Source organism: Paenibacillus sp. FSL H3-0469, assembly GCF_038051945.1.
GTDB lineage: Bacteria > Bacillota > Bacilli > Paenibacillales > Paenibacillaceae > Paenibacillus_AQ.
Genome location: NZ_CP150302.1, coordinates 7,047,632 through 7,070,428 on the forward strand (window position 1 = coordinate 7,047,632; position 22,797 = coordinate 7,070,428).

Genomic DNA, 22,797 nt, shown 5'->3' on the forward strand with positions numbered 1-22,797 from the left:
GGTTGTTTGCAAAATTACTGTCTGTATAGCCGGATTAATGGAGAGGAAGCCGCAATCCGCCAGGTCAGGGAGGTTCTGCTGCGGTACGCCCGTTACTATTCAGGCTATGAGATTCACGGAAACGTTCCCTACAATGGCCCGGGCAAGCTATTCGCACAGACACTGGATGAGGCGCACTGGATTATTGATCTAAGCTACGCCTATATTTTCATTCAGAACAGGCTTGAACCTGAGGACCGTGAGTCTATCCGGCAGGGGCTGCTGCAGCCATGCGCCGAATTTCTCACTAAATATAGGGAGCGGCAAATTCACAATCATGCGGTTCTGATTAACTCGGCCATCGGTATTGTCGGATTTCTGCTGGGAGATAAGGCGCTGCTGCACAGCATTCTGCATAATCCATTCGGCTTGTATGATCAGTTAGCTTACGGTGTGCTGGAGGACGGTCTATGGTATGAGGGGAATTTCCACTATCATTATTACGCCTTCGACTCACTGCTGAAATATGCCGTTCTGGTTGAAGACACTCCGTGGGAGCTGCGTACACACCCTGCTATCAAGCGTATGTTCGATTATCCGCTGGGGTATCTGCTTCCGGACGGCACACTGCCCAATATCAACGATGCCAGCTTCGGAAAAAAATTGGCGGATCTTGCCCGTTATTACGAGATAGCCTATGCCTGGTATGGATCGGAGCGTTATGCCGAGCTGCTGCGGCTTGCCTATGGCGATGAAGCACCAATGGGTTCACGCGGCCTATCCTTCGGCACAGCCCGGCGTGATTCATTCGAAGCGCTGGTATTCGGCCAGCCGCTGCCGGATACGAAGGGGAATGGAGACCTGGCACAAATGCTGGTATCCGACAGCTCACCCGCGGCCGGCGGGTTGACGAAGCTGGTCAACCGCAGAGGCTGGCATGTACTGGTCAAGCACAGCCCATTCGGTGGTGAACATGACCATATGGACCGTCTCGGATTATCGTTCGGTGCCGGCCGGGTGCCGCTATTCATCGATCCGGGGACGACAGCCTACGGTGTGCCTGCTCATTATGGCTGGTTCAAACATACCTACGCGCATAATACGGTGGGACTGAACGGTCAGGATCAGCCTCCGGCTGACGGGGAATGGGTTCAATACCGCCGGGAAGCCTGGGGGAGCCTCGTAGAGAGCCGGGTAAGCTGGATTGGCGAGCCTGTACATTATCAAATGATGGGTTTTATCTCGCTTCCCAAAGAAATGTGCCCGTGGGATCATGCGGCATATCACGGCACTTGCATCCGGCGGATCAATATTCTTACGGAAGAGACGCTGCTGGATATCGTGAAGGTCAGCGTTCCCGCAAGCCGGGACATTGACCTGCTGTATCATATCAGCGGGACTCTGGAGGCGTCACCTATCCAGTGGAGAGACTGGAATGGCCAGCTCTGCGCATTGTCGCCTGAATGGACACTTGACATGCAGCATGGAGACTGTTATCGGGAAACGTCGTATCGCTGGAAGGTGGGAGACGGTGTAATGCTCCAGGCGGGCTGGTGCTCGGAGGCGGTGGAACCCTTCCTGGCCCGGACGTTGGATCTTCCAATGAGCAGCAGCCGCCGGATGCTCTGCCAGCGTGTACAGAGCGGAGGGAGGCGGGAAATCCTATTTGTGAATGCTTTTAGCTATAATGCCGCTGATGAAGCCGGGACCGGGAGGTTGTCCTTGGACGTGAACCATTGCAGCACAGGGGAATTCCGGATTCGATTAGGGTCAAAAGGGAAGGAACTGTCATGGCGGCTGCTGTGGTCTAACGAGGCTGCGGTTGTTGAGCTTATGAATTAGAACGAATCAGGGTGTTATGAAAGGATGGATTCTACATGATCACAGAATCAAATCCGGCGTTGCCGGACAAGCAGCGAATCAAGAGCGCTATCGAAGATGCTGTCGTCAAAGTCAAAGCGAATCTGAATCGTCACGGCGGAGACTATCCCCATATCGGAATGGGGAGGAACAAGGAGTATGACTGGGGTTCGAATGAGGACTGGATAGAAGGCTTCTACACCGGCCTCGTATGGCTCTGTTATGAGTATAACGGCGATTCTTTTTTCAGGGAGCAAGCGGAGTTACAGGTGAATGATTTTGCTGCGCGCCTTGAGGCGAAGGTGATGCTGGACCATCATGATATTGGTTTCCTGTATGGCCCGTCCGCTTTTGCCGGCTGGGTGGTTACAGGGAATGAGGCCTTTAAATCCCTCACGCTGCGTGCGGCGGATCATCTGCTTGGCAGATGGAGAGAGGCAGCGGGAGTCATTCAGGCTTGGGGACCGGAGGGGGATCCTGAGAATGGTGGACGGATCATCATTGATTGTCTGATGAATCTGCCCTTGCTGTACTGGGCGCAGACTGTGACCGGGGTTGACAGCTATGGAGTCATTGCCAAGGCACATGCGGAAAAAGCCCGCCGTTTTCTCGTCAGAGGGGATGATTCATCCTATCATACATTTTATTTTGACCAGCAGAATGGAGAGGCCATTCGCGGAGGAACCCACCAGGGCTTCCGGGACGGCTCGACATGGACACGGGGGCAGGCATGGGGAATTTATGGATTCGCTCTTTCCTACCGCTACACCCGGGAACCGGATTATCTCGAAACGTCGAAGCGAATGGCCCGCTACTTTATAGAGCGCATTCCCGAAGACGGAGTGGTCTATTGGGATTTCGACGTTCCCGTGGACAAGGATACTATCCGGGACAGCTCTGCCTCAGCCATCGCGGCATGCGGGATGCTGGAGCTGCTATCCCATCTGGAAGCGGATGACGAGCTGCTGCCACAGCTGCAAATCGCGCTGTCCCGGACCATGGAAGGCCTGATGGGAGCATTCTCGACCCTGGGACAGCCGGAAGCGGAGGGGCTGCTCGACCACGGCTCCTATTATGTGAGAGGTGATCTGGGACTGGATGGCTATATGATCTGGGGCGACTATTATTATTTGGAGGCATTGATGCGGATCTGGAAGGGTGTTCCGGGCTATTGGTATGAGCGTTGAGAATTCCAAACGGGGAGGCTGATGTAAGGTGAGGAAGACGATTTCATGGGTGAGCTTGTTTGTTCTTATTATTTCGTTGTTCGGTACAATGGGAAATGCTGTGCCACGAGTGATGGCCGCTGATGAATTCGATACGCTCAGAGACAAGTGGAAGACTGTACTTACGGGTGGTCTGTCTGTAGACACCGGGGACCCCGACCTTGCCAATCAGATTGCACTCACCGTCAGCGCTGTACAAAATGACGAAGGAACCGGATTCTGGGATACGCTTCAAACAGGTCCGGACCGGACAAGCTGCGGCTGTCTATGGACAGATCTGACCAGCACAACGGTCTCCGCAGAAATTGTCTATCAATATAACCGGATCAGGTCGATGGCACTGGCGTATCAGACAGTCGGCAGCAGTGATTCTAGCTCCCCGGCCTATAATCCGCTCTATGGGAATCCCGCGCTGCGTGACGATATCATTGGAGCCTTGGACTGGATGTATACGAACCGTTACAACCCTGGTACAACCCTCTACAATAACTGGTATCACTGGGAGCTATCTGCTCCAAGGGGACTGTTTGATGCTGTCGTGCTAATGTATGATGACTTAACCGCTGCTCAGATTACCAACTATATGAATGCAGTCAACAAGTTCACCCCTGATCCGAACCGGGCTCCCCAGAATAGCGCTGTTGCTACAGGGGCGAATCGTGTGGAAAAAAGCTGGGTGGTTACCCTTCGCGGCATCCTGCTCAAAGACAGCGCGGCTGTCGCGCTTGGCAGAGATGGTCTTAGCGACGCCACAACGCTCCCAACCTCTACAAATGGAATGAATAACGTATTTTCCTATGTCAGCACAGGAGACGGTATGCATAGGGATGGATCTTTTATTCAGCATAATAAGCATCCCTATTTCGGCAACTATGGGACGACTTACATACAGTACATTGTCAATCTCGTTTACCTGCTGGATGGCTCCTCTTGGGAGATAACAGACCCGGAGAGCGCCAATCTGTACCAGTGGGTGTATGCTACCTATGAACCTGCGGTCTATAACGGCTCGCTGATGTCAATGCTGCGCGGGCGAACCATTGCTTACTCCACCGCAGATGATCACTACTACGGCTTTGCTGCAGCGCAATCCATCCTGCTCTTAAGCTCCTTCGCACCTGAATCAAATGCTGACGATTACCGAAGCATGGTGAAGGAATGGATTACGAAGGATACGTACCGGAGCTTTATCAGCGGAGGCAATTCGATTTTTTACATCAACCTGGCTAAAGAGCTGCTGAATGATCCATCTATTGCAGCCCGGGGAGAACGGATCGGCAATATTGCCTTCCCTGAGTCGGACCGGTTCATACAGCTTCGTCCGGGCTTTGGCTTTGGACTGGCGATGTCCTCCAGCCGGATTGCCCGGTACGAGTCAATCAACGGGGATAATCTGCATGGTTGGCATATGGGCGACGGCATGACCTATCTCTACAATCAGGATCTCAGCCAATACGACGATAACTACTGGCCTACGGTCGATCCGTACCGGCTGGCAGGCACGACTGTGGATACAGGAACGCTCTCCAATGCGGCCGGACAGAGTGCTGTGACATCCATGAATTGGGTAGGCGGAGCGAGCGATGGGACGTATGGCCTTGCCGGCATGCAGCTCAATCCATATGGTGGAACGTTGAGCGGCAAGAAGTCCTGGTTCATGTTCGACGATGAGATTGTCGCCCTTGGTGCCGGAATCAAGAGCACTTCGGGCCGTACGATCGAGACGATTGTCGATAACCGCAAGTTGAACGGGACAGGAAGCAATGCCTTCGAGGTGAATGGAACGGCACAATCCCCCTCACTTACGCAAGGACAACAGACATCTACCGGGGTGAATTGGATGCACCTTGCGGGGAATACGGCCAGCGGTTCGGATGTAGGATACTATTTCCCTGAAGCCCCAACGTTACAGACACTTCGTGAGACACGCAGCGGGAAGTGGACGGATATCCACTCCAGCTCGCTGCTGACGGATACGAAGACGAACCATTTCCAGACGATATGGTTCGATCATGGGACTGCGTCCGGGGAGGCAGGCTACCAGTACGCCCTGCTTCCTAATCTGAGCACAGCGCAAACGGCGGATTATGCGGCTGACCCAGATTATACAGTGCTTGAGAATTCTACGGAGGCCCAAGCAGTGAAAGAGAATCATCTGAATCTGACAGCGGTGAACTTCTGGAATTCGGCGAGTAAAAGTGTTGGCGGTATTACCAGCAGCGGCAAAGCTTCCGTTCTGCTGAAGCAGTCTGAGACTGAGGCCGAGGTGTCGGTATCCGACCCTACTCAGGCCAATACCGGCAGCATCCAGTTGGAGATTAACCGCAGTGCTTCGGGTGTGCTCTCGGCCGATCCCGGAATCACTGTCACTCAATTGAGTCCAACGATTAAACTCTCGGTGGATGTGAATGGCCAAAAGGGAGGTTCTCTGCGTGTGACGTTTGACCTGACGCCCGAAAATCCCGGGAATCTGGCGGCGCCAGTAATTAGCACCCTGTCTGGAGGGAAGGGGCAGGCGACTCTAAGCTGGTCACCCGTCAGCGGAGCGAGCGGATATCGCATTAAATACGGCAACACTCCGGGAGTCTATTCCTCTACGCTGGATGTTGGGACAGCTACATCAGGCACAGTAACGGGTCTGTTGAACGGCACGAAGTATTATTATGCCGTTGCCGCATATAATGCAGCCGGAGAGGGGAAGCCGTCTGAAGCTGTGCATTTGTTAAGTGCTTTACCCGCTGCAGATGCATACGTACGGGACGGAACCTACGCCTCTACCAATTACGGAACAGTGAATTCCCTGGTAATCAAGAATAGCTCCAGCGGATATACGCGCACATCGTATTTGCAGTTCGATATATCCGCCTTCAGCTCTCCAGTCGCGGAGGCCAAGCTCAGGCTGGTGCCGACTTACGTTGGTGCAGCAAGTAACGTAAATGCTATAGCTGTAGCCACCGGGGGGTGGACGGAGACGGGCATCGTCTGGAATAATAAGTCTGCTGCAGGAAGCGTAATTGACGAATGGGCCGGAATGGCCGTGGGGGTTCCAGTGGAAATTGACGTAACGGCGCAAGTGAATGAGGCTATCCCTTCTGGCGGATCGTTGTCGTTCATGGTATATGCTCCTTCCAATACTGGAAGCAACGGGGACGTAATTTATGGCTCCAAAGAACAGACTTTGGATTCTGCCAGTCCGGTTTTAGCAATCAGACAATAAGCAGTTAAACGAATCGTATAAAGGGAAGGGGAAGCAGGTATGGTGAACGATGACAACGTATGGGAACAAGCGGGACTTGGAGTGAAACGCCGTATTTTTAAGCCGGGCCAATCGCTGATGATGATGGAAGTACATTTTGAGAAAGGCTCGCAGGGTAACGAGCATTCCCATCCTCACGAGCAACTGACGTATTGCCTCAAAGGAAGCTTCGAGTTTCGGATGAATGGAGAGAAGCATCTGCTCCGGCAGGGTGAAGTTCTCAACATACCTGGTGGAGTGGTCCACGGTACCATAGCTCTTGAAGAAGGCGTGCTGCTCGATACCTTTACACCGCTTCGGGAGGATCTTTTGAACTCTCGCGAATTTTGATAATCCTTGTCTCCAAGACTAACGGTGCAGATTGGAAATAAAAATAGCGCATATGAGCGAAGGCTCTATGTGCTATTTTTTTTAGAAAAATCAGGACTTTTTCATTTTTTTTCGAGCTATACCCCATTTAGGTCCTGATGAATCGGTTTTTGTCGAGAATTGTTAAGAGTTTGTTTAGAGCTGTCTGCTAGAATGGGCGCATATATGAAAATTTCTAAGGGGGCAGATGCTACACTCCAGCAGAATTTGCAATATAGCGCACAGGATGAATGAACAAGGGGGAGCGATACATTGTTTAAGGGTAAGGGATTGAAAAAAGTTTTCTCGTTGTTACTCACGATCAGCTTAGTTTGGACCGGGGCCTTTCCGGTATATGCGGGTTCGACAGACAACGGTACGGAAAGCTGGGAGAATGTTGGTCCGCTGCCAGACGGCAAAAACGTAAATGGGGTTGCTGTAGGCTCAGATACTTTAGTTGCAGTGGGGGAAGCAGGGGAAATTGTTGCCGCAAGCAGCACTTCGACCTGGGCAGTTAGTGATTCTGGGGTAACCGAGGATTTGAATAGTATTATTCATAAGGGCGCAGGCGGCGAATTCGTTGCAGTCGGTGACAATGGGATTCTCCTAACGTCAACAGATGGCGTGTCCTGGACACCCTCCGATGGATCCTTCGGTATGAACTGGAATGGAGTCAGTTACGGTGATGAAAAATTAGTTCTAGTCGGCGATTCAGGATTTATCATGGAGAAAAGTGACAACGATAACGCTGACTGGGAAATAGTACACTCCGCCACTACTGAGAATCTGAACGCCGTGGCTTACAGCAACGGTGCTTTTGTAGCAGTGGGTGATAACGGTACAGTGGTAGTGTCCAAAGATGGATCTGATTGGACTAAGGTAACAAGCAAAACAACCGACAACTTGAACGGGATCACCTTTGGCGGCGGGATGTTCGTGGCGGTTGGTGCGTCCGGAACTATTATTACCTCTCCGGAAAGTTCGAAAGGCGCGGTGAAGGTCCTTGAATCGAAAGTGAACCTGAATGGAGTGGCTTTCGGCAATAGCGTATTTATGGCCGCAGGAGATGGCGGGAAAGTATTTTCCACTAGTGACCTGGGGCAGACATGGAAGTCTGAGAATACAAACGCGACTGAAAATCTGAACGGCATTGTATTTTTCCAAGGGATTAATCAATTTATTGCAGCAGGTGATTCCGGAGAGATCATTATGTCTTATGTCATTCCCAACATCCCGCGGGTGCTCAGTCTGACTCCAGGGAATGAGGACACTGATGTAGAATTAGATGCAAATCTCGAGCTGATGTTTAATCAGCCAGTGACGGCAGCTGCTGGAGACGACTTTAATATTAAAATTTTCAAAGCTGCGGATACATCTGCTCCGGTTGAAATCATCCAGGCGGATGACACCAGCAGAGTAACGGTAAATCCGGCTATTAATATGGTAACGATTAATCCGGGTAAGAATTTCGATCCAGATATGAAATATGCTGTAACCATTGACGCGGATGCTTTCACTAACGGTGACAGCGGCAATGCAGCGATCGCAGCAGGTGACTGGAACTTCACGACAGTTGCCGGACAAGGTGATACGGAAGCTCCGATTGTTATCGGCTATTCTCCAGACCAGGGAGATGCGGGAGTAGCGACTGATGCCCAACTGACACTCACGTTTGATGAGGATGTAACGGCAGATAGTGGCAACATTCTGATTTACGACAGTGCGGATTTAGATTACCCGGCAGTAATTCCGGTTAACTCAACGAATGTTACGGTTAAGGATAACGTGGTAACCATTGTACCGTATGATGATTTTAAGTACAGTACTAACTATTTTGTAAACATCGATGGCGGAGCTTTCAGAGATTTATCAGAAAACTCTAACTCTTATACAGGTATTTCGGACAGCACCACCTGGCAGTTCACCACAGAAGAAGCGCCTGATACTGTGCCACCGGTGGTGAGCAGTTATTCTCCTGAGAGTGGAACAAAGGATGTAGAGATCGGCACCAACCTGACTCTTACGTTCAATGAGGATGTACAGAAGGGTGAAGGGCAAATTAAGATATACAATAGTGTCAATAGTGTTAACCCGGCCGCGACAATTCCTGTCAGCTCCGATGATGTAACCATTGACGGCAATATAGTAACGATCAATCACCAGGGGAATCTGGTTTACAGTGCGACCTACTATGTGATGATAGATAATGGTACATTTACGGATATGGCAGGCAACAGCTATACCGGTATCACGAACAATACCACCTGGCGGTTTACAACAACCAGCCGGCCGGATACGACAGCCCCAATCGTAAGCACATACTCGCCTGAGAATGGGGCAACAGATGTAGCTATCGGAGCTAACCTGAAGCTTGCTTTTAGCGAGAATGTACAAGCAGGGGAAGGTAGTATTGTGATTTACAACATCTCGTCCGACAAAATAGCAGCTACGATCTCTGCCGGAGACGTAAGCATTCTGAACAATGTAGTAACCATTAATCCGGTGAACAATCTGGAGTATGGTACAAGCTACTATGTGCGGATTAGCGCAGATGCATTTGCAGATGCATCCGGCAATTACTATGCTGGTATTGCAGACGACACCACTTGGCAGTTTACTACCCCGGATGCACCAGATACAACTGCACCTGTGTTGAACACTTACTCCCCTGAGAATGGTGCAACCGATGTAGCTATTGGGACTAATATGGAGCTTACCTTCAGCGAGAATGTAAAAGCTGGGGAAGGCGATATCGTCATCTACAATAGTGCGAATCATGCACCAGTAGCGACGATTCCTGCAGCTTCCGGGAATGTAACTATTCATAGCAATGTAGTGACGATTAATCCTACGAATGATCTGAAGTATGGTGTGAGCTACTATGTACAGATTGGTGCCGGGGCATTTACTGATCTCGCAGGCAACGGCTATGCCGGTAATGCGGAGAGTACAGTCTGGCAGTTCACAACCACAGATGCACCGGATCGGATCTCGCCAACGGTGATGACATATTCGCCGGAGCCATGGGCCACCGAAGTGGCAGTGAACGCCAATCTGGTTCTTACCTTTAGCGAAAATGTACGGGCGGCGGCGGGTACCATTGAGATTTTCCGCAGCACCGATGACATTCATCCGGTAGCGGCGATTCCTGCTCTTTCGGATAGGGTAACGATCCTGAACAATGTCGTAACCATTAATCCGGCAGATAATCTGGAGCATGGGACAAGCTACTTTGTACGGGTTACAGAGGGAGCATTCACAGATAACGCAGGCAACAGCTATGCCGGCATTGCAGGCATTAACGCCTGGCGGTTTGTGACCACCAGTGCACCAGATACGGCACCGCCTGTAGTAACCTCTTACAGTCCGGCAGGCAATGCAACGCATGTACCTGTATCTGCTACACTCACATTAACCTTTAACGAGAATGTGTTAGCTGGAAAAGGTAATATTGAGATTGTAAATGCAGCAGATCATGAGAATGTAACGACAATCGAAGCGGGCAACCGGGAGCTTGTCACTATTACAAACGGTATCGTTAGCATCAATACTAGCAGTTTACTGAAGCAGGGCGGCAGCTATTATGTGCTGATTCAAGCGGGTGCTTTTACAGACGAATCAGGTAACAGCTATGGAGGATTTGCGGATAGCAAGGTCTGGAGCTTCTCGACAGTTCCTGTTCCGGTCACGCCAACTGATCCTCCTACACCGGCACCGGGCGGCGGTTCAGGATCAGGAGGGGGAGCCCCGGCTCCGGTACCGACACCTTCTCCGCAGACAGAAAGCATTAATGCAAACGTTGAGAACGGCGCCGCTCAAGGCTCCATGGTATCCTCAGTGGTCATTACCCGCACTAAGGATGCAAACGGAGTGAAGAGTGACACGCTTACGTTCACATTGGAGCAAGCTATCCGGGCAGTTAATGAGCTTAAGGCTGCCGGGTCCAGTATTGCCAGAATCAACGTGCCTGATAAGAATGATGAGGTGGCTGGAACCAGATTGACCATTCCGGCAACTTCCAGCAAGCAATTTGCTGATAATCAGATTATGCTGGATCTTTTCACAGTGAATGCTGAGGTGAAGGTGCCGGGCAGCTCGATGGCCGGATTCGGTACAGATATTTATTTCAATCTGGTTCCACTGAAGACGTCGCAGCAGAGCGCAGAGGTTGAAGCCCTTGCAAAAGCACAGGTGCAGAGCGTATCCCCCGGTGCCACAGTTACACTTGTGAGCCGTCCGGTAACGATCGACACCAACCTGCAGAGCCGTCCGGTTACGCTGGTGCTTCCGCTTAACAACAGTTCGTTAACAGCGGAGCAACTGAAGGCACTGGCGGTCTTCATTGAACATAGCGACGGCACCAAAGAGCTGGTCAAGGGTGAAATCGTACCTTTCGGCCAGACCGGAAAGTCAGGTATTCAATTCAGTATCAGCAAATTCAGTACCTTTACCGTTGTACTTGCACAAGATCCTGCGGTGCAGGTGAAGGCGTATATGACGGGTTATGCTGACGGCACCTTCAAGCCTGGGAACAGCATCACCCGGGCGGAAGCGGCAAGCATCATTGCCCGTACCTTCAGCCAATCCGCAGTCACTGCCGGCGTAGCGTATTCCGATGTTTCTGCCGGACACTGGGCGGCAGAAGCAATTGGTCAAGTGACGCGAAGCGGCATCATGAAGGGTTATGGGGGCGGCAGCTTCAAGCCCAACCAGACGATTACAAGAGCTGAAATGGCGACCATCTTGTCCCGTTTGATAACAAGCGCACAAGACCATGCGGCCGGATTCAGCGATATTGCCGGCCACTGGGCTCAGGCCGCCATTGAGCGGATGTCTCAGGCTGGCATCATCACCGGCTACGAAGACGGCACATTCCGTCCAGACCAGACGTTAACGCGCGCAGAAGCCGTAACCATCGTTAACCGTGCCCTTGGCATGGCTCCGCTGACCAGCGCAGCCCCGAAATGGTCGGATGTTCCAGTAAGCTACTGGGCATTCGGCAGCATCCAGGCAGCTTCTGTAGATCATACTGTAGAATAAAATAATTACTGCAAAACAGCCCTTCCATCCGTCTTAGACGGGGAAGGGCTGTTTTGTGTGCAGCTGAAGCTATAGGCTGCCACGAGAGCACGTGAGCCCAATGTAATCGAAAAACCGACTACATTGGGTCAGCATGAGGCGAGTGAGCCCAATGTAATCGAAAAACCGACTACATTGGACCAGTGTGAGGCGAGTGAGCCCAATGTAATCGAAAAACCGACTACATTGGACCAGTGTGAGGCAGAGTGAGCTCAATGTAATCGAAAAACCGATCACATTGAGCCGGCACGGAGGCGTGAGGCGGAATGTAATCGAAAAACCGACCACATGCACAATAAGCGGCAACCCCCGTCAAGGTGATGCCGCTCAAGATTACGCCTACTTGCTCCCAGCCTCCCACCGCAGATTCCAGTGGTAACGCTGGTCCAGCTCCTCGTGTCCGCTGAAATACTCGACGAGCCGCTCCACGCTGAAGCTACCATCCGGCTGGCTGTGAAGCATGGCAATGGCGCACATTCCCTTATCGTTGTTGTGCTCGTCCAGCTGGAGCTTGATTTCTGGCCCGCCCTGCTGGCTTATGGTTACAACGGCGTTAGCCTGCGACCAGTTTGCCACGCCCTCATAGATGAGGGCAAAGATAACAATCCGCTTGATCTCGGAGAGATAGCGGCTGTTAATCCGCAGATTCTCGCCCGTGGCAATCGAGCCGGTGCGGTCATCCCCGTCCAGGAGGATGTAAGGTGGGCGGTTCAGGCTGCCGAAGGATTCGCCGAGCGCCTGGACCGCGCCTTTGAGGCCATTGCTCAGCTCAAACAGACAGCCCAGATCGAGATCTATTCCTTTTCTGCCGAACCAGCTGGAGGATTCGGTCTGAACCCAGTTGAGATTGATGACAATCTCGCCCGCAGCTCCCGGCCCGCTCTGAAGCCGGACCGTCTCCCCCCGGTTCTTCAGCAGCCGGTCACCGGAATTCCCTGGAGAACCGGGGGGCGAAGCCGGAGGCAACAGATCCGCCGGCCTCTGCTTAGGGCGTGGCCGCAGCTCCGGCAGAACAAAAGGAGACTTCCGGGGCGGAGCCTCGGGTCTCGCTGTCTGAACCAATGCCTGAGCCTCATCTGCAGGTATACCGTAGCTATGACACAGTGCGGGCAGGCCGCCGGCATAACCGGAGCCGACCGCGCTGAATTTCCATTCGTTCCGATACCGGTACAGCTCCCCGGCAACGATAGCAGTTTCCACCGTATAACCGTCACCCAGCGGATAACGGAGCAGCTCCGTTCCGTCCGCAGCGCTCATGATACGTAAATAAGCGCCTTCTAAGCCTGCGAAGCTCTGCTGCCGCTTCACAGCTTCATGGATCGTCAGCACAAATGCAATGCGCTCATATTCCGCAGGAATCTGGTCGAGCCTGACTGCGATTTGTGCGTGGTCAGCCATGCCTGTGCTGATCTGTTGCTCAGGCGGTAATAGAGCTACAGACTGATTATCGGCAGCGGGATGCCCATAGAATATGAGATCCGCCGCAGAAGAGACCCGCTGTACCTCTGTAAGCAGAACAGCAGAGCTATCCATCTCAATCCCGGCTCCCGCAGCCTGCCAGCCCAGGCCGATGATGAGCTGCGTGAGGCGGGGGTTGTCTTTGGTTAAGCTGTATTTTTGCCCCTTGATAAGCTCAAGTGTCATGAGAACCAACCTTTCCTATGAGTAATTCAAGCTTGTATAAGTGCATTGGCAGGCTTAGAATCTTCCCCGGCTTCCGGCGTCCAGGTTCGGACCATTCAGATCCGTCAGCCGCTCCAGCGCCTGCTCATAGATCCGCACAATATCCTGTATCTTCTGGAATTCAGGGTCTGAGGGACCCAGGTTGTCCATGAACATGCGCTGTAGAATTTCTTTGTAAAAGGAGATGCGGCTCCCCACCAGCTGGCATTCGTAGTCAATGACCTCTTCAATCGAGTGCTGCTGAACGAAGTCCATCAGATCATCAGCAGGGTTACCACGCGGCTCCCGCTCATTGCGTGCAGCAACCGGCGCATTGACATTATCGAGATTGACGGTAGAGCGTATATCGGTGAACAGGATACCTTCTTTTGCCAGCATGACCTGAAAAGGCTTGTGCTTGAACAGCTCCTGTGCAACCAGCGTACACATCGCCGGATTCCGCAGCAGCATCCCGTCAAATGGATGAAGTACCCACCCGCTGTCATCCCGGTACAGGCTGAATGTGAAGTACTCACCGCCGTACTCATATTTCAGGTTAATCGAACTCTCTGAGGTAAGCTCATATTGAAATGCATCCATTCCGGGTTACGCCTCCTGTATCTACTATGAATTTCTATTAGCATAGCAGAATATAGCGAATATTGGGAGAGATGGGTTTCACCCGCATACCTTCTTTTTAATAAGAAAAGATTAGTTTATTTTTTCAGGATATTCAGCGATTAAGCAGTGTGCGGATTCGACAAATTGTGCTATTATCTTCTTGAAATTATTATTAAGGGGGGAATTTATGATAAAAAAGCTATTGATTATAGGACTATGTCTATCAATTCTATGGGTTAACTACCCGGGTATGATGGGTCCGGTATTTGCAGCGGTTGCTGCTCCGTCAGCTGAGGGAGGGGAGGAGAGTATTGTTGCAAGCGGATACACGTCCGGGGCGACCTTGAAGCTGTATCTGACGAATGGAACACTGAAAGCCACAGAGACAGCGGTAACAGCAGCCACCTATTCATTCATACATGTAGAGCCGAACCCTCTCGGCTATTATGTGACACAGACGGTGGGCGGTGAAGAGAGTGTGAACTCGTTCTTCGTATCCGCGAGTCTGCGCACACCTACGGCCAGTGCAGGTATCGGCTATATAGAAGCCGGAAATATCTATCCGGGAGCGTCCATTACGCTATATGAGAGCAACGGACAGGCCATTCCGGCGGTGCCTGCGGATCAGGGCAACGGCAAGTTCCGGTTCAGCGGGTTGACGGCCAGAACGACGTATTATGTCATTCAGAGCATCAACGGGGTGGTTAGCGGGAGCTCAACTCTAGCAACGGTCCAGCCGTTAGTGCCGGATGCCCCGGCGGCAACGGGCGGGGAAGAGAGCATCGGCGTGAGCGGATACACATCCGGGGCGACCTTGAAGCTGTATCTGACGGATGGAACACTGAAGGCTGTAGAGCCCACTGTAACAGCAGCTACATATTCATTCATGCATGTGGAGCCTAACTCTCTTGGCTATTATGTGACACAGACGGTGGGCGGTGAGGAGAGTGTGAACTCGGACTTCGTATCTGCGGGTCTGCGCACACCTAATGCCAGCGCAGGTGTCGGATATATGGATGCCGGAAATATCTATCCGGGAGCGTCCATTACGCTATACGAGAGCGGCGGCCAGCCCATTTCGGCAGTGCCTGTGGATCAGGGCAACGGCAAGTTCCGGTTCAGCGGGTTGACGGCCAGAACGACGTATTATGTCATACAGAGCATTAACGGGGTAAGCAGCGCCAACTCTAATTTTGCAACGGTTCAGCCGTCAGTACCGGATGCCCCGGCGGCAACGGGCGGGGAAGAGAGCATAGGCGTGAGCGGATACACATCCGGGGCGACCTTGAAGCTGTATCTGGCGAACGGAACGCTGAAGGCTACAGAGCCTACGGTAACAGCAGCCACCTATTCATTCATGCATGTGGAGCCGAACTCTCTCGGCTATTATGTGACACAGACGGTGAACGGTGAAGAGAGTGTGAACTCGGCCTTCGTATCCGCGAGCCTGCGCACACCTAATGCCAGCGCAGGCATTGGCTATATGGATGCCGGAAATATCTATCCGGGCGCTTCTATTATGCTATATGAGAGCAGCGGACAAGCCATTCCAGCTGTGTCTGTGGATCAGGGCAATGGCAAGTTCCGGTTCAGCGGTTTGACGGCCAGAACCACGTATTATGTCATACAGGGCATTAACGGGGTAAGCAGCGCCAACTCTAATTTTGCAACGGTTCAGCCGTCAGTACCGGATGCACCGGCGGCAGCGGGTGAAGAAGAAAGCATCAGCGTGAGCGGATACACATCCGGGGCGGCCTTGAAGCTGTATCTGGCGGATGGAACACTGAAGGCAACGGCTTCTTCCGTTACGGAGAATACCTACAAGTTCCTGGATGTGGAGCCCCATACACTGGGCTACTACGTGACCCAGACGTTGAATGGGGAAGAGAGTGTGAATTCGAGCTTTGTGAATGCCACGCTTAGAACCCCTGTTGCGGTTGCCGGTATTGGCTATATCGATGTCAGCAATGTATACCCTGGAGCGGATGTAACCCTATTCGAATACACCGGCATCAAGGTATCTGATACTCCTTCCGGTCTTGGTAATGGAATTGTCCGTTTCGACGGCTTAACAGCAACACAGTCCTATTACGCTGTTCAAAGCATCAATGGTGTAATTAGTGAAGCGACCAAAATCGTTACTGTGCTGCCCCTGCCGCCTGCCCGATTGACGGCTGCCGCGGGTAACCGGCAAGTAACCTTGAACTGGAGCAGTGTAACCGGAGCCACTTATTATAATATCTACATGAAAGCTCCGGGAGAGCAGCTTCAATTAATTAAGACAGCAGACGCTGTAGCAACGAGCTACGAGGCCCTTGAGCTCGCTAACGGAAAGACCTATATGTTCTTAGTGAGAGCGGGGAATACCGGGGGCTTAGGCATTAAGTCTAATGAGGTAACTGCTACACCGGCCACAGTTCCATCTGCACCGACAGGGATTTCAGCAGTTGCGGGAGACGGCTCGGCCACAATTACGTTTACACCTCCTGCAGACGATGGAGGTATTGCCGTTACAGAGTATAGAGTTATAGCTTCTCCAGGCAACATCGTGGCCAAAGGAACAGGAAGCCCGGTTACAGTGACTGGATTGCTTAACGGGACAAGCTATACTTTTACAGTGGAGGCCGTCAACGCACTTGGCAGCAGTGAGGCTTCTGTCCAATCCAATGCGGTTGTTCCGGCAGCGCCCTACAGTGGCGGCGCTACTTCACCTGCACAGCCGACAGCTGCGCCGGCAAGTACAACTGCAGACGTCCTGGTGAACGGTAAGGTTGAAAGTGCAGGCACATTAGTCACATCTTCACGTGGTGATCAGACTGTAGCTACTATTATTGTTGATACCGCTAGGCTGCAGCAACGGCTCGCTGAGGAAGGAAAGCAGGCGGTTATCACTATCTCTTACAACGGTCAAGCGGCGGTTGTCATTGCTGAGCTTACCGGTCAAATGATTCAGTTCATGGAGGACCAGGAGGCAACGCTGCTGCTGCAGACCGGTGCGGGTTCATTTACACTGCCAGTCCGGCAGATTCAGATGGCTTCCGTGGCCCAACAGCTTGACGGCTCTGCAGCCCTCCAGGATATTAAGCTGCAGATTGAGATATCCAGATTGCCGCAAAGCAAAATGCAAGTAGTCGAACAAGCTGCTGCACAAGGAGCATTCACTTTGGCTGGTCCTCCGGCGGATTTCACAGTTCGGGCTATCCATGGCAGTGCAACTGCAGAAGTATCCAGATTCAATACGTACGTGGAACGCAGCCTTATGCTGCCTGACGGGATTGATCCTGACCAAATCACGACAGGTATAACCGTGGACCCGGATGGCAAGGTGCGTCATATTCCAACCCGGGTGGTCATGGCAGGCGGCAAGTATTACGCGAAAATGAACAGCTTAACCAACAGTATCTATGCCGTTGTATGGCATCCGCTTGAATTCAAGGATGTAAGTACCCACTGGGCCCGCCAAGCCGTTAATGATATGGGTTCGCGGATGGTTATTGAAGGTACAGGCGGTAATCTGTTCAGTCCGGACCGCGACATCACCCGGGCAGAATTTACAGCCATTCTCGTCCGTGGATTGGGAATGAAGCCCATGAGCGGACAATCTGCCTTCACGGACGTGAATCCCGCAGATTGGTATTACGGGTTCATCCAGGCGGCCCGGGCCTATGAACTGGTTGACGGCTTCGCAGATGGACAATTCCTTCCCAATGAGCGGATTACCCGCGAGCAGGCAACAGTCATGATGGGCAGGGCTATGTCTCTTACGAATCTGAAGAACAGGCTGGCTAACCAGCAGACGACTGAAACTTTACGCTCCTATACAGATGGGGCTAAGGTCTCTGCTTGGGCTGTAAGCGGCATGATCTCCAGTATCCAGTCTGGTATTATAACCGGAAGAAGCAGCAAGGTGCTGGCACCGGCTGCTTATATTACACGGGCTGAAGTTGCTACAATCATACAGCGGTTGCTACAGAAGTCAGATCTAATCTGAACCCGTACACTCAGCTCTAAAAGCTAACAAGCAGCGATTCTCCTGTTATTGGAGGATCGCTGCTTTTCGTTGCCGGCGCTTGATTTCTACTTAGGCAAAGGTAAAGCCGGCAGGTGCAGAGTCGCACATAGCCCTTCCCCCGGAGGGCTTTCCAGAACAAGCTTGCCCTTATGGGCTTCGGCGATGCGGGCGACCATCGGGAGGCCAAGCCCGTGGCCCTGCCGGACGGGGCGGGTCCGCTTCCCGGAGTAGGGCAGCAGGACCAGCTCCGGCAAAAGCTCTGGCGGAACCCCAGTCCCGTCATCGGATACGGATAGACAGCATTCCGGCTCCTTCGGGTTCGGGCTGCAGGAGACCGTTACCGTAATCCGGCTGCCGTCCGGATTATGGCGGATGCTGTTCTGGACCAGATTGCTTACCGCACGGTACAGCAGTTTCTCGTCGCCCGTCACTTGCAGGCGCTCGTCCATAATGCACAGGTCCAGCGAATAACGCTCCTCCAGACCGTTATTCATGAAGTCAGAGACCACGGTCCGGGCCAGAGCGGATAAGCGGACCGGCTTAAGCTGCAACGGCTGCATGTCATACTCCAGCATCGAGACGAGATTCAAATCGCTGACCAGCGATCTTAGCTGCTCGCCTTGGCGGCGGATGATGGCAGCCTGCTGGCGTTGCTCACCGGTCAGATTGTCCTGCTCCTCCAGATTGCTCGCGTAGCCCAGGATCATCGAGAGCGGAGTACGGATGTCATGGGAGATCCCGGCGATCCAGTTCGAGCGGGCTTCATCCCGAGATTTCAGCTGCGAGCTCCTGGTCTGCAGCGTAGCGGAAGCCGAATTAATACTCTCGGACAAATCGCTGAAGAGTCCGGCAGTCTGCAGCTGGACCGGCTTGTCTTTGGCCAGAGCATGGATACTGTTAATCAGAGGCCGGATCCTGCGGATCAGCCGGGTGCCGATGAACAAGGAGAGGGCCACGGCCAGTACCACGTTGCAGGCCAGGAGGAGGAGCACCCTTAAGGGAAGGGAGCGCAACCAGTCCGTCAGGTATCCGAGCTGATATTTTTCATATGAATATTTGGGATAGCCAACGACGAGAAGTCCTTCCGGGTGCTCCCAGAGGTACACAGGATACTCCAGCAAGTAGTAGCGCGAGAACTTCGCCACCTCTACGATGTTGTAAGCGCGCGGAATCTCCGGCGGCAGCTGCTCACTCCATATCACCTTGCCCCCTGTATCCAGCAGCATGGCCCAGGCCCGGTTCTGCTGAAGCAGTGCAGCCCCCTTGGAATCAAGGGAATATGTGCCGTCAGCCCCTTGCAGAGCTGAGGATAATTCGCGCACAACCTTCTCCGGCGAAGCCTCCTGATGGGTCTCCTTGAAGATGAGTGATCCAAGCAGGATCAGGTTGAACAGGAGCAGCAGCGTAGAGACCAGCAGGGTAGAGCCTACGAATTTGCGTAAAATCCGGACCGCACTGTCCATTAGAGCGCCTCCTGCACCATGAGCTTATATCCAAGGCCTCTGACTGTCAGCAATTGCTCCGGCTTCGAGGGGTCTGCTTCGATTTTCTCGCGGATACGCCGGATATGTACCATTAATGTGTTCTCGTACCCGTAGCTGTCATCCCCCCATACCGCCTGGCAAAGGGCATCACTAGTCACAATCCGGCCGCCGTTCTGGTACAGCTTGATCAGAATGGCATGCTCCTTCGCCGTCAGCGGAAGCTCGCGCTCTTCTCTTAGTACCACAGCGCTGTCCAGATCCACCACCTGTTCACCCACTCTGAAGGCAGGCAGCCGCTCTGGTATGGAAGACGCATATACCCGCTTCAGCACAGCGCTCAGACGCAGCATTAACTCCCTCGGCAGGAATGGCTTAACGATATAATCGTCAGCCCCCAGTCCCAGACCCAGCAGCCGGTCCTCATCTTCACCACGCGCCGACAGGAAGAGTACCGGCATATCGGAGAAGGTTCGGATAGCGGACAGCAGCGAGAACCCGTCCTGATCCGGCAGCATCACATCGAGAATGGCGATATCCGGCTTCTCTTGGCGGCACATGGCGAGGGCACTGCTATAATCTCCAGCTGCATAGATGCGGTAATACCCTTCTTTTCGTAAAAAAAGCTCAATCATCTCACGTATCTTCGGTTCGTCCTCAACGATCATTATTTTGCGGTTCTTCATCGTATTCAATCGTCATCACCCATGAATTAGTATACACGATCAGGCATTGAAGAATGGGAGGGGCCGGAGTATTTAAGGTAGGCGTAAGGTTATCTTCAGTCTGCAGCAAGGGAAGGCCTCTATGCTTGGAAGCAAGAGCCAACTTGACAGAAATGGAGCTGAACTGGAGCCTATGAACACTCATCCAATCATCGAGACACAGCAATTGACCAAGACCTATGGGGGAACTCTACGGGTCGATCAGGTAAATCTGAAGGTGCAGCAAGGAGAGATTTTTGGCTTCCTCGGTCCGAATGGAGCAGGGAAGACGACTACGCTCAAGATGCTGCTGGGACTGGTGCAGCCCACCCAGGGAACAGTTAAGCTGTTCGGGCAAGAGCTGCGGAACCACCGGCTGGAGATTCTGAACCGGACGGGTTCCCTGATCGAGTCGCCTTCCTATTACGGACATCTGACAGGTCTTGAGAATCTGAGAGTTATGCAGCGGCTGCGCAGTCTGCCCGCCAAGAATATCGATAAGGTGCTGCAGATTGTGCGGCTGGATAATCACCGGCACAAGCTTGCCGGGCAGTATTCACTTGGAATGAAGCAGCGCCTGGGTCTGGCGATGGCCCTGCTGGCTTTCCCCAGTCTGCTTATACTGGACGAGCCCACCAATGGTCTTGATCCTGCGGGGATCGGGGAGATCCGGGAGCTGATTAAGTCCTTGCCTGCCCAGTATGACATGACGATTGTAGTGTCCAGCCATCTGTTGTCCGAGATCGAGCAGACTGCTACCTCGGTTGGAATTATCAGTGAAGGCAAGCTGCTGTTCCAGGGAACGATGGCTGCACTTCAGACGCAGAATCAGGCGACGGTGCATTTTCGGATTGATGATCCAGCCAGGGCAGTAAGGATACTGTCGGAGCACGGGTACCGGCCCAGAATGCAGGAGGGGCAGCTGGTGTTCAGTGCCATGCCGGACGCTGAGGCGGCGCGGATCAATGAGATCCTGGTGGCAGGCCAGCTTGCTGTGAGCCGGATCGTGGAGTCGAGGAAGAGCCTGGAGGATATCTTCCTGGATCTTACCGGAAAGGAGCGGAGCCTGTGACGAGAGCCTTGTTCCTCGAATATTACAAGCTCCGGCGGAGAAAGGTGTGGGCGATGATGACGCTCTTTCTGGCCGCCGAGCTGGGCTGGGCGGCCATGTCCATAAGCATCTCGATCTCGCGGAGTGCAGACAATGCCGCCTGGGAAGCGCTGATTTTCAGCCTCTCGTCCATGAACGGGCTGTTCCTGCCGATTCTGTCGGCGATTGTGGTGTCAAGGATTTGCGACATGGAGCATAAAGGGGATACCTGGAAAATGCTGATGACCACCTCTGTCGGACGCCAGGCGGTCTATGCCGCCAAATTCGTCTGCGCCGGAAGTCTGATCCTCTACGGCATTCTGGCCCAGGTTGTTTTTATTGCCGGCTTTGGCATGTTCCATAGACTCTCAGAACCGCTTCCGGCAGACCTGCTGCTTCAGTTCACTGCGGGTACTCTAATTGCCAGTCTGCTGATTATTGCTATGCAGCAATGGATATCGCTGGCGGTGAAGAACCAGGCGTTTGCCCTATGTCTTGGCATGCTGGGCGGGTTCCTGGGGACAACCGCAAGCTTATTCCCTGCCGCTGTCCGGCAGTTGGTCGTCTGGTCTTATTATTTGGATCTCAGTCCGGTGACTTATCTCTATCAAGCTTCTGCGGGCTCTTATATTACAGGGACAATACCTGTCCTTCAATGCATTACAGCTCTATTCATCACGCTGCTCCTGTATATGGGCGGAAATGCCCATATCTCAAGACAAGCAATATAAGGAGGGAAGCTTATGCTTAGAAGTGTTGCGGCCGAATGGCCCAAGCTGCGCCGCTCGCGGATGGGGCTGGTGCTGGTCAGCCTGCCTGTGGTCAGCCTGATGATCGGCTGTGCCAACTTTGTTATGAATCGTGAGGCGCTCGAAGGCGGCTGGTTTAGCCTGTGGACTCAGGTAAGCTTATTTTACGGGGAGTTCTTCCTGCCGATTCTGATTGCCATCTGCTGCGCCTTTGTCTGCAGGCTGGAGCATGTGAACCGGAACTGGAACATGATTCTGGCTGCTCCAGTATCCGTAACTGGCATCTTTATAGCCAAGCTTGTGATTGCAGGCGTGCTGATTGCCGGAGCGCAGGCGCTATTCCTGCTGCTGTATTGGGCGGCAGGACAGATGCTGTCTATGACGGGGACCTTTCCGCTGGACATCATCCTGTGGACCTTCCGCGGCTGGGTGGCTTCACTCAGCATTGCCGCTCTGCAGCTCGGCTTGTCCATCCGTATCCGCAGCTTTGCCACACCGGTCGGCATCAGCTTGTGTGCGGTTTTTGTCGGGCTGGGCCTGTATGTATTGAAGCTGGGGCTGCTGTTTCCGCACTCGCTTTTGACGATTGGTATGGGCGTTCTTACTCAGCGCGGGCTGACGCCTATAGAGAATCTGCTGTTCTTCTTAATGAATGGGGTGTATCTCATAGTCTTGTCAATCTGGTCGATCCGCAGGCTGAAATATAAGGATATTGCCTGAGATCTGCCGG

Annotated in this window: 13 protein-coding genes; 9 read left to right on the forward strand and 4 right to left on the reverse strand. The window is 52.8% G+C overall.

Going from position 1 to position 22,797, the window contains the following annotated elements; genetic code table 11:
- Positions 1-6 precede the first annotated feature (6 nt).
- The 5 genes from NSS83_RS30610 to NSS83_RS30630 all read left to right on the forward strand — a co-directional run bounded on the left by NSS83_RS30610 (position 7) and on the right by NSS83_RS30630 (position 11,709).
- Positions 7-1,821: a heparinase II/III family protein gene (locus NSS83_RS30610; RefSeq protein ID WP_341347165.1), complete on the forward strand. Its 1,815-nt coding sequence runs from the start codon at positions 7-9 to the stop codon at positions 1,819-1,821.
- A 35-nt stretch (positions 1,822-1,856) separates the two neighbouring features.
- Positions 1,857-3,026: a glycoside hydrolase family 88 protein gene (locus tag NSS83_RS30615; protein ID WP_341347166.1), complete on the forward strand. Its 1,170-nt coding sequence runs from the start codon at positions 1,857-1,859 to the stop codon at positions 3,024-3,026.
- A 28-nt stretch (positions 3,027-3,054) separates the two neighbouring features.
- Positions 3,055-6,282 carry a polysaccharide lyase family 8 super-sandwich domain-containing protein gene (locus NSS83_RS30620; protein ID WP_341347167.1) on the forward strand — a complete coding sequence of 1,076 codons (3,228 nt, stop codon included), beginning with the start codon at positions 3,055-3,057 and terminating at the stop codon, positions 6,280-6,282.
- 42 nt (positions 6,283-6,324) lie between these two features.
- Positions 6,325-6,651 carry a cupin domain-containing protein gene (locus NSS83_RS30625; RefSeq protein ID WP_341348788.1) on the forward strand — a complete coding sequence of 109 codons (327 nt, stop codon included), beginning with the start codon at positions 6,325-6,327 and terminating at the stop codon, positions 6,649-6,651.
- A gap of 291 nt (positions 6,652-6,942) precedes the next feature.
- The gene (locus NSS83_RS30630) at positions 6,943-11,709 is read left to right on the forward strand and encodes an Ig-like domain-containing protein (RefSeq protein WP_341347168.1); all 4,767 of its coding nucleotides are present in this window, start codon (positions 6,943-6,945) and stop codon (positions 11,707-11,709) included.
- Positions 11,710-12,087: 378 nt separating this feature from the next.
- Here NSS83_RS30630 and NSS83_RS30635 read toward each other — a convergent pair whose 3' ends face one another.
- On the reverse strand, positions 12,088-13,392 hold the full coding sequence (locus tag NSS83_RS30635; protein ID WP_341347169.1) for a TerD family protein: 1,305 nt from the start codon (positions 13,390-13,392) through the stop codon (positions 12,088-12,090).
- 54 nt (positions 13,393-13,446) lie between these two features.
- Positions 13,447-14,010 (reverse strand): hypothetical protein, encoded by a 564-nt coding sequence (locus NSS83_RS30640; RefSeq protein ID WP_341347170.1) that lies wholly within the window; start codon positions 14,008-14,010, stop codon positions 13,447-13,449.
- A gap of 208 nt (positions 14,011-14,218) precedes the next feature.
- Here NSS83_RS30640 and NSS83_RS30645 point away from each other — a divergent pair, with 208 nt between their 5' ends.
- Positions 14,219-18,022, forward strand: a complete 3,804-nt coding sequence (locus NSS83_RS30645; RefSeq protein ID WP_341347171.1) for an S-layer homology domain-containing protein — start codon at positions 14,219-14,221, stop codon at positions 18,020-18,022.
- A gap of 86 nt (positions 18,023-18,108) precedes the next feature.
- Here NSS83_RS30645 and NSS83_RS30650 read toward each other — a convergent pair whose 3' ends face one another.
- Positions 18,109-19,506, reverse strand: a complete 1,398-nt coding sequence (locus NSS83_RS30650; RefSeq protein ID WP_341347172.1) for a HAMP domain-containing sensor histidine kinase — start codon at positions 19,504-19,506, stop codon at positions 18,109-18,111.
- On the reverse strand, positions 19,506-20,219 hold the full coding sequence (locus NSS83_RS30655; RefSeq protein WP_341347173.1) for a response regulator transcription factor: 714 nt from the start codon (positions 20,217-20,219) through the stop codon (positions 19,506-19,508). Before NSS83_RS30655 ends, NSS83_RS30650 begins: the two co-directional genes overlap by 1 nt.
- A 163-nt stretch (positions 20,220-20,382) precedes the next feature.
- On the opposite strand from NSS83_RS30655, the gene NSS83_RS30660 reads away from it, so the two are divergent.
- From NSS83_RS30660 to NSS83_RS30670, 3 genes are read left to right on the forward strand one after another with little or no spacing between them, the layout of a single operon-like run.
- The gene (locus tag NSS83_RS30660; RefSeq protein ID WP_341347174.1) at positions 20,383-21,300 is read left to right on the forward strand and encodes an ABC transporter ATP-binding protein; all 918 of its coding nucleotides are present in this window, start codon (positions 20,383-20,385) and stop codon (positions 21,298-21,300) included.
- On the forward strand, positions 21,297-22,049 hold the full coding sequence (locus tag NSS83_RS30665; protein WP_341347175.1) for an ABC transporter permease: 753 nt from the start codon (positions 21,297-21,299) through the stop codon (positions 22,047-22,049). Before NSS83_RS30660 ends, NSS83_RS30665 begins: the two co-directional genes overlap by 4 nt.
- Positions 22,050-22,061: 12 nt before the next feature.
- The gene (locus NSS83_RS30670; protein ID WP_341347176.1) at positions 22,062-22,787 is read left to right on the forward strand and encodes an ABC transporter permease; all 726 of its coding nucleotides are present in this window, start codon (positions 22,062-22,064) and stop codon (positions 22,785-22,787) included.
- The last annotated feature ends 10 nt before the right edge of the window (positions 22,788-22,797 follow it).

Bases quoted from the DNA above. Each gene is read 5' to 3' on its own strand.
- NSS83_RS30615 (WP_341347166.1), top strand. From the start codon at position 1,857: ATGATCACAGAATCAAATCCGGCGTTGCCGGACAAGCAGCGAATCAAG.
- NSS83_RS30635 (WP_341347169.1), bottom strand. From the start codon at position 13,392: ATGACACTTGAGCTTATCAAGGGGCAAAAATACAGCTTAACCAAAGAC.
- NSS83_RS30640 (WP_341347170.1), bottom strand. From the start codon at position 14,010: ATGGATGCATTTCAATATGAGCTTACCTCAGAGAGTTCGATTAACCTG.
- NSS83_RS30645 (WP_341347171.1), top strand. From the start codon at position 14,219: ATGATAAAAAAGCTATTGATTATAGGACTATGTCTATCAATTCTATGG.
- NSS83_RS30650 (WP_341347172.1), bottom strand. From the start codon at position 19,506: ATGGACAGTGCGGTCCGGATTTTACGCAAATTCGTAGGCTCTACCCTG.
- NSS83_RS30660 (WP_341347174.1), top strand. From the start codon at position 20,383: ATGAACACTCATCCAATCATCGAGACACAGCAATTGACCAAGACCTAT.
- NSS83_RS30670 (WP_341347176.1), top strand. From the start codon at position 22,062: ATGCTTAGAAGTGTTGCGGCCGAATGGCCCAAGCTGCGCCGCTCGCGG.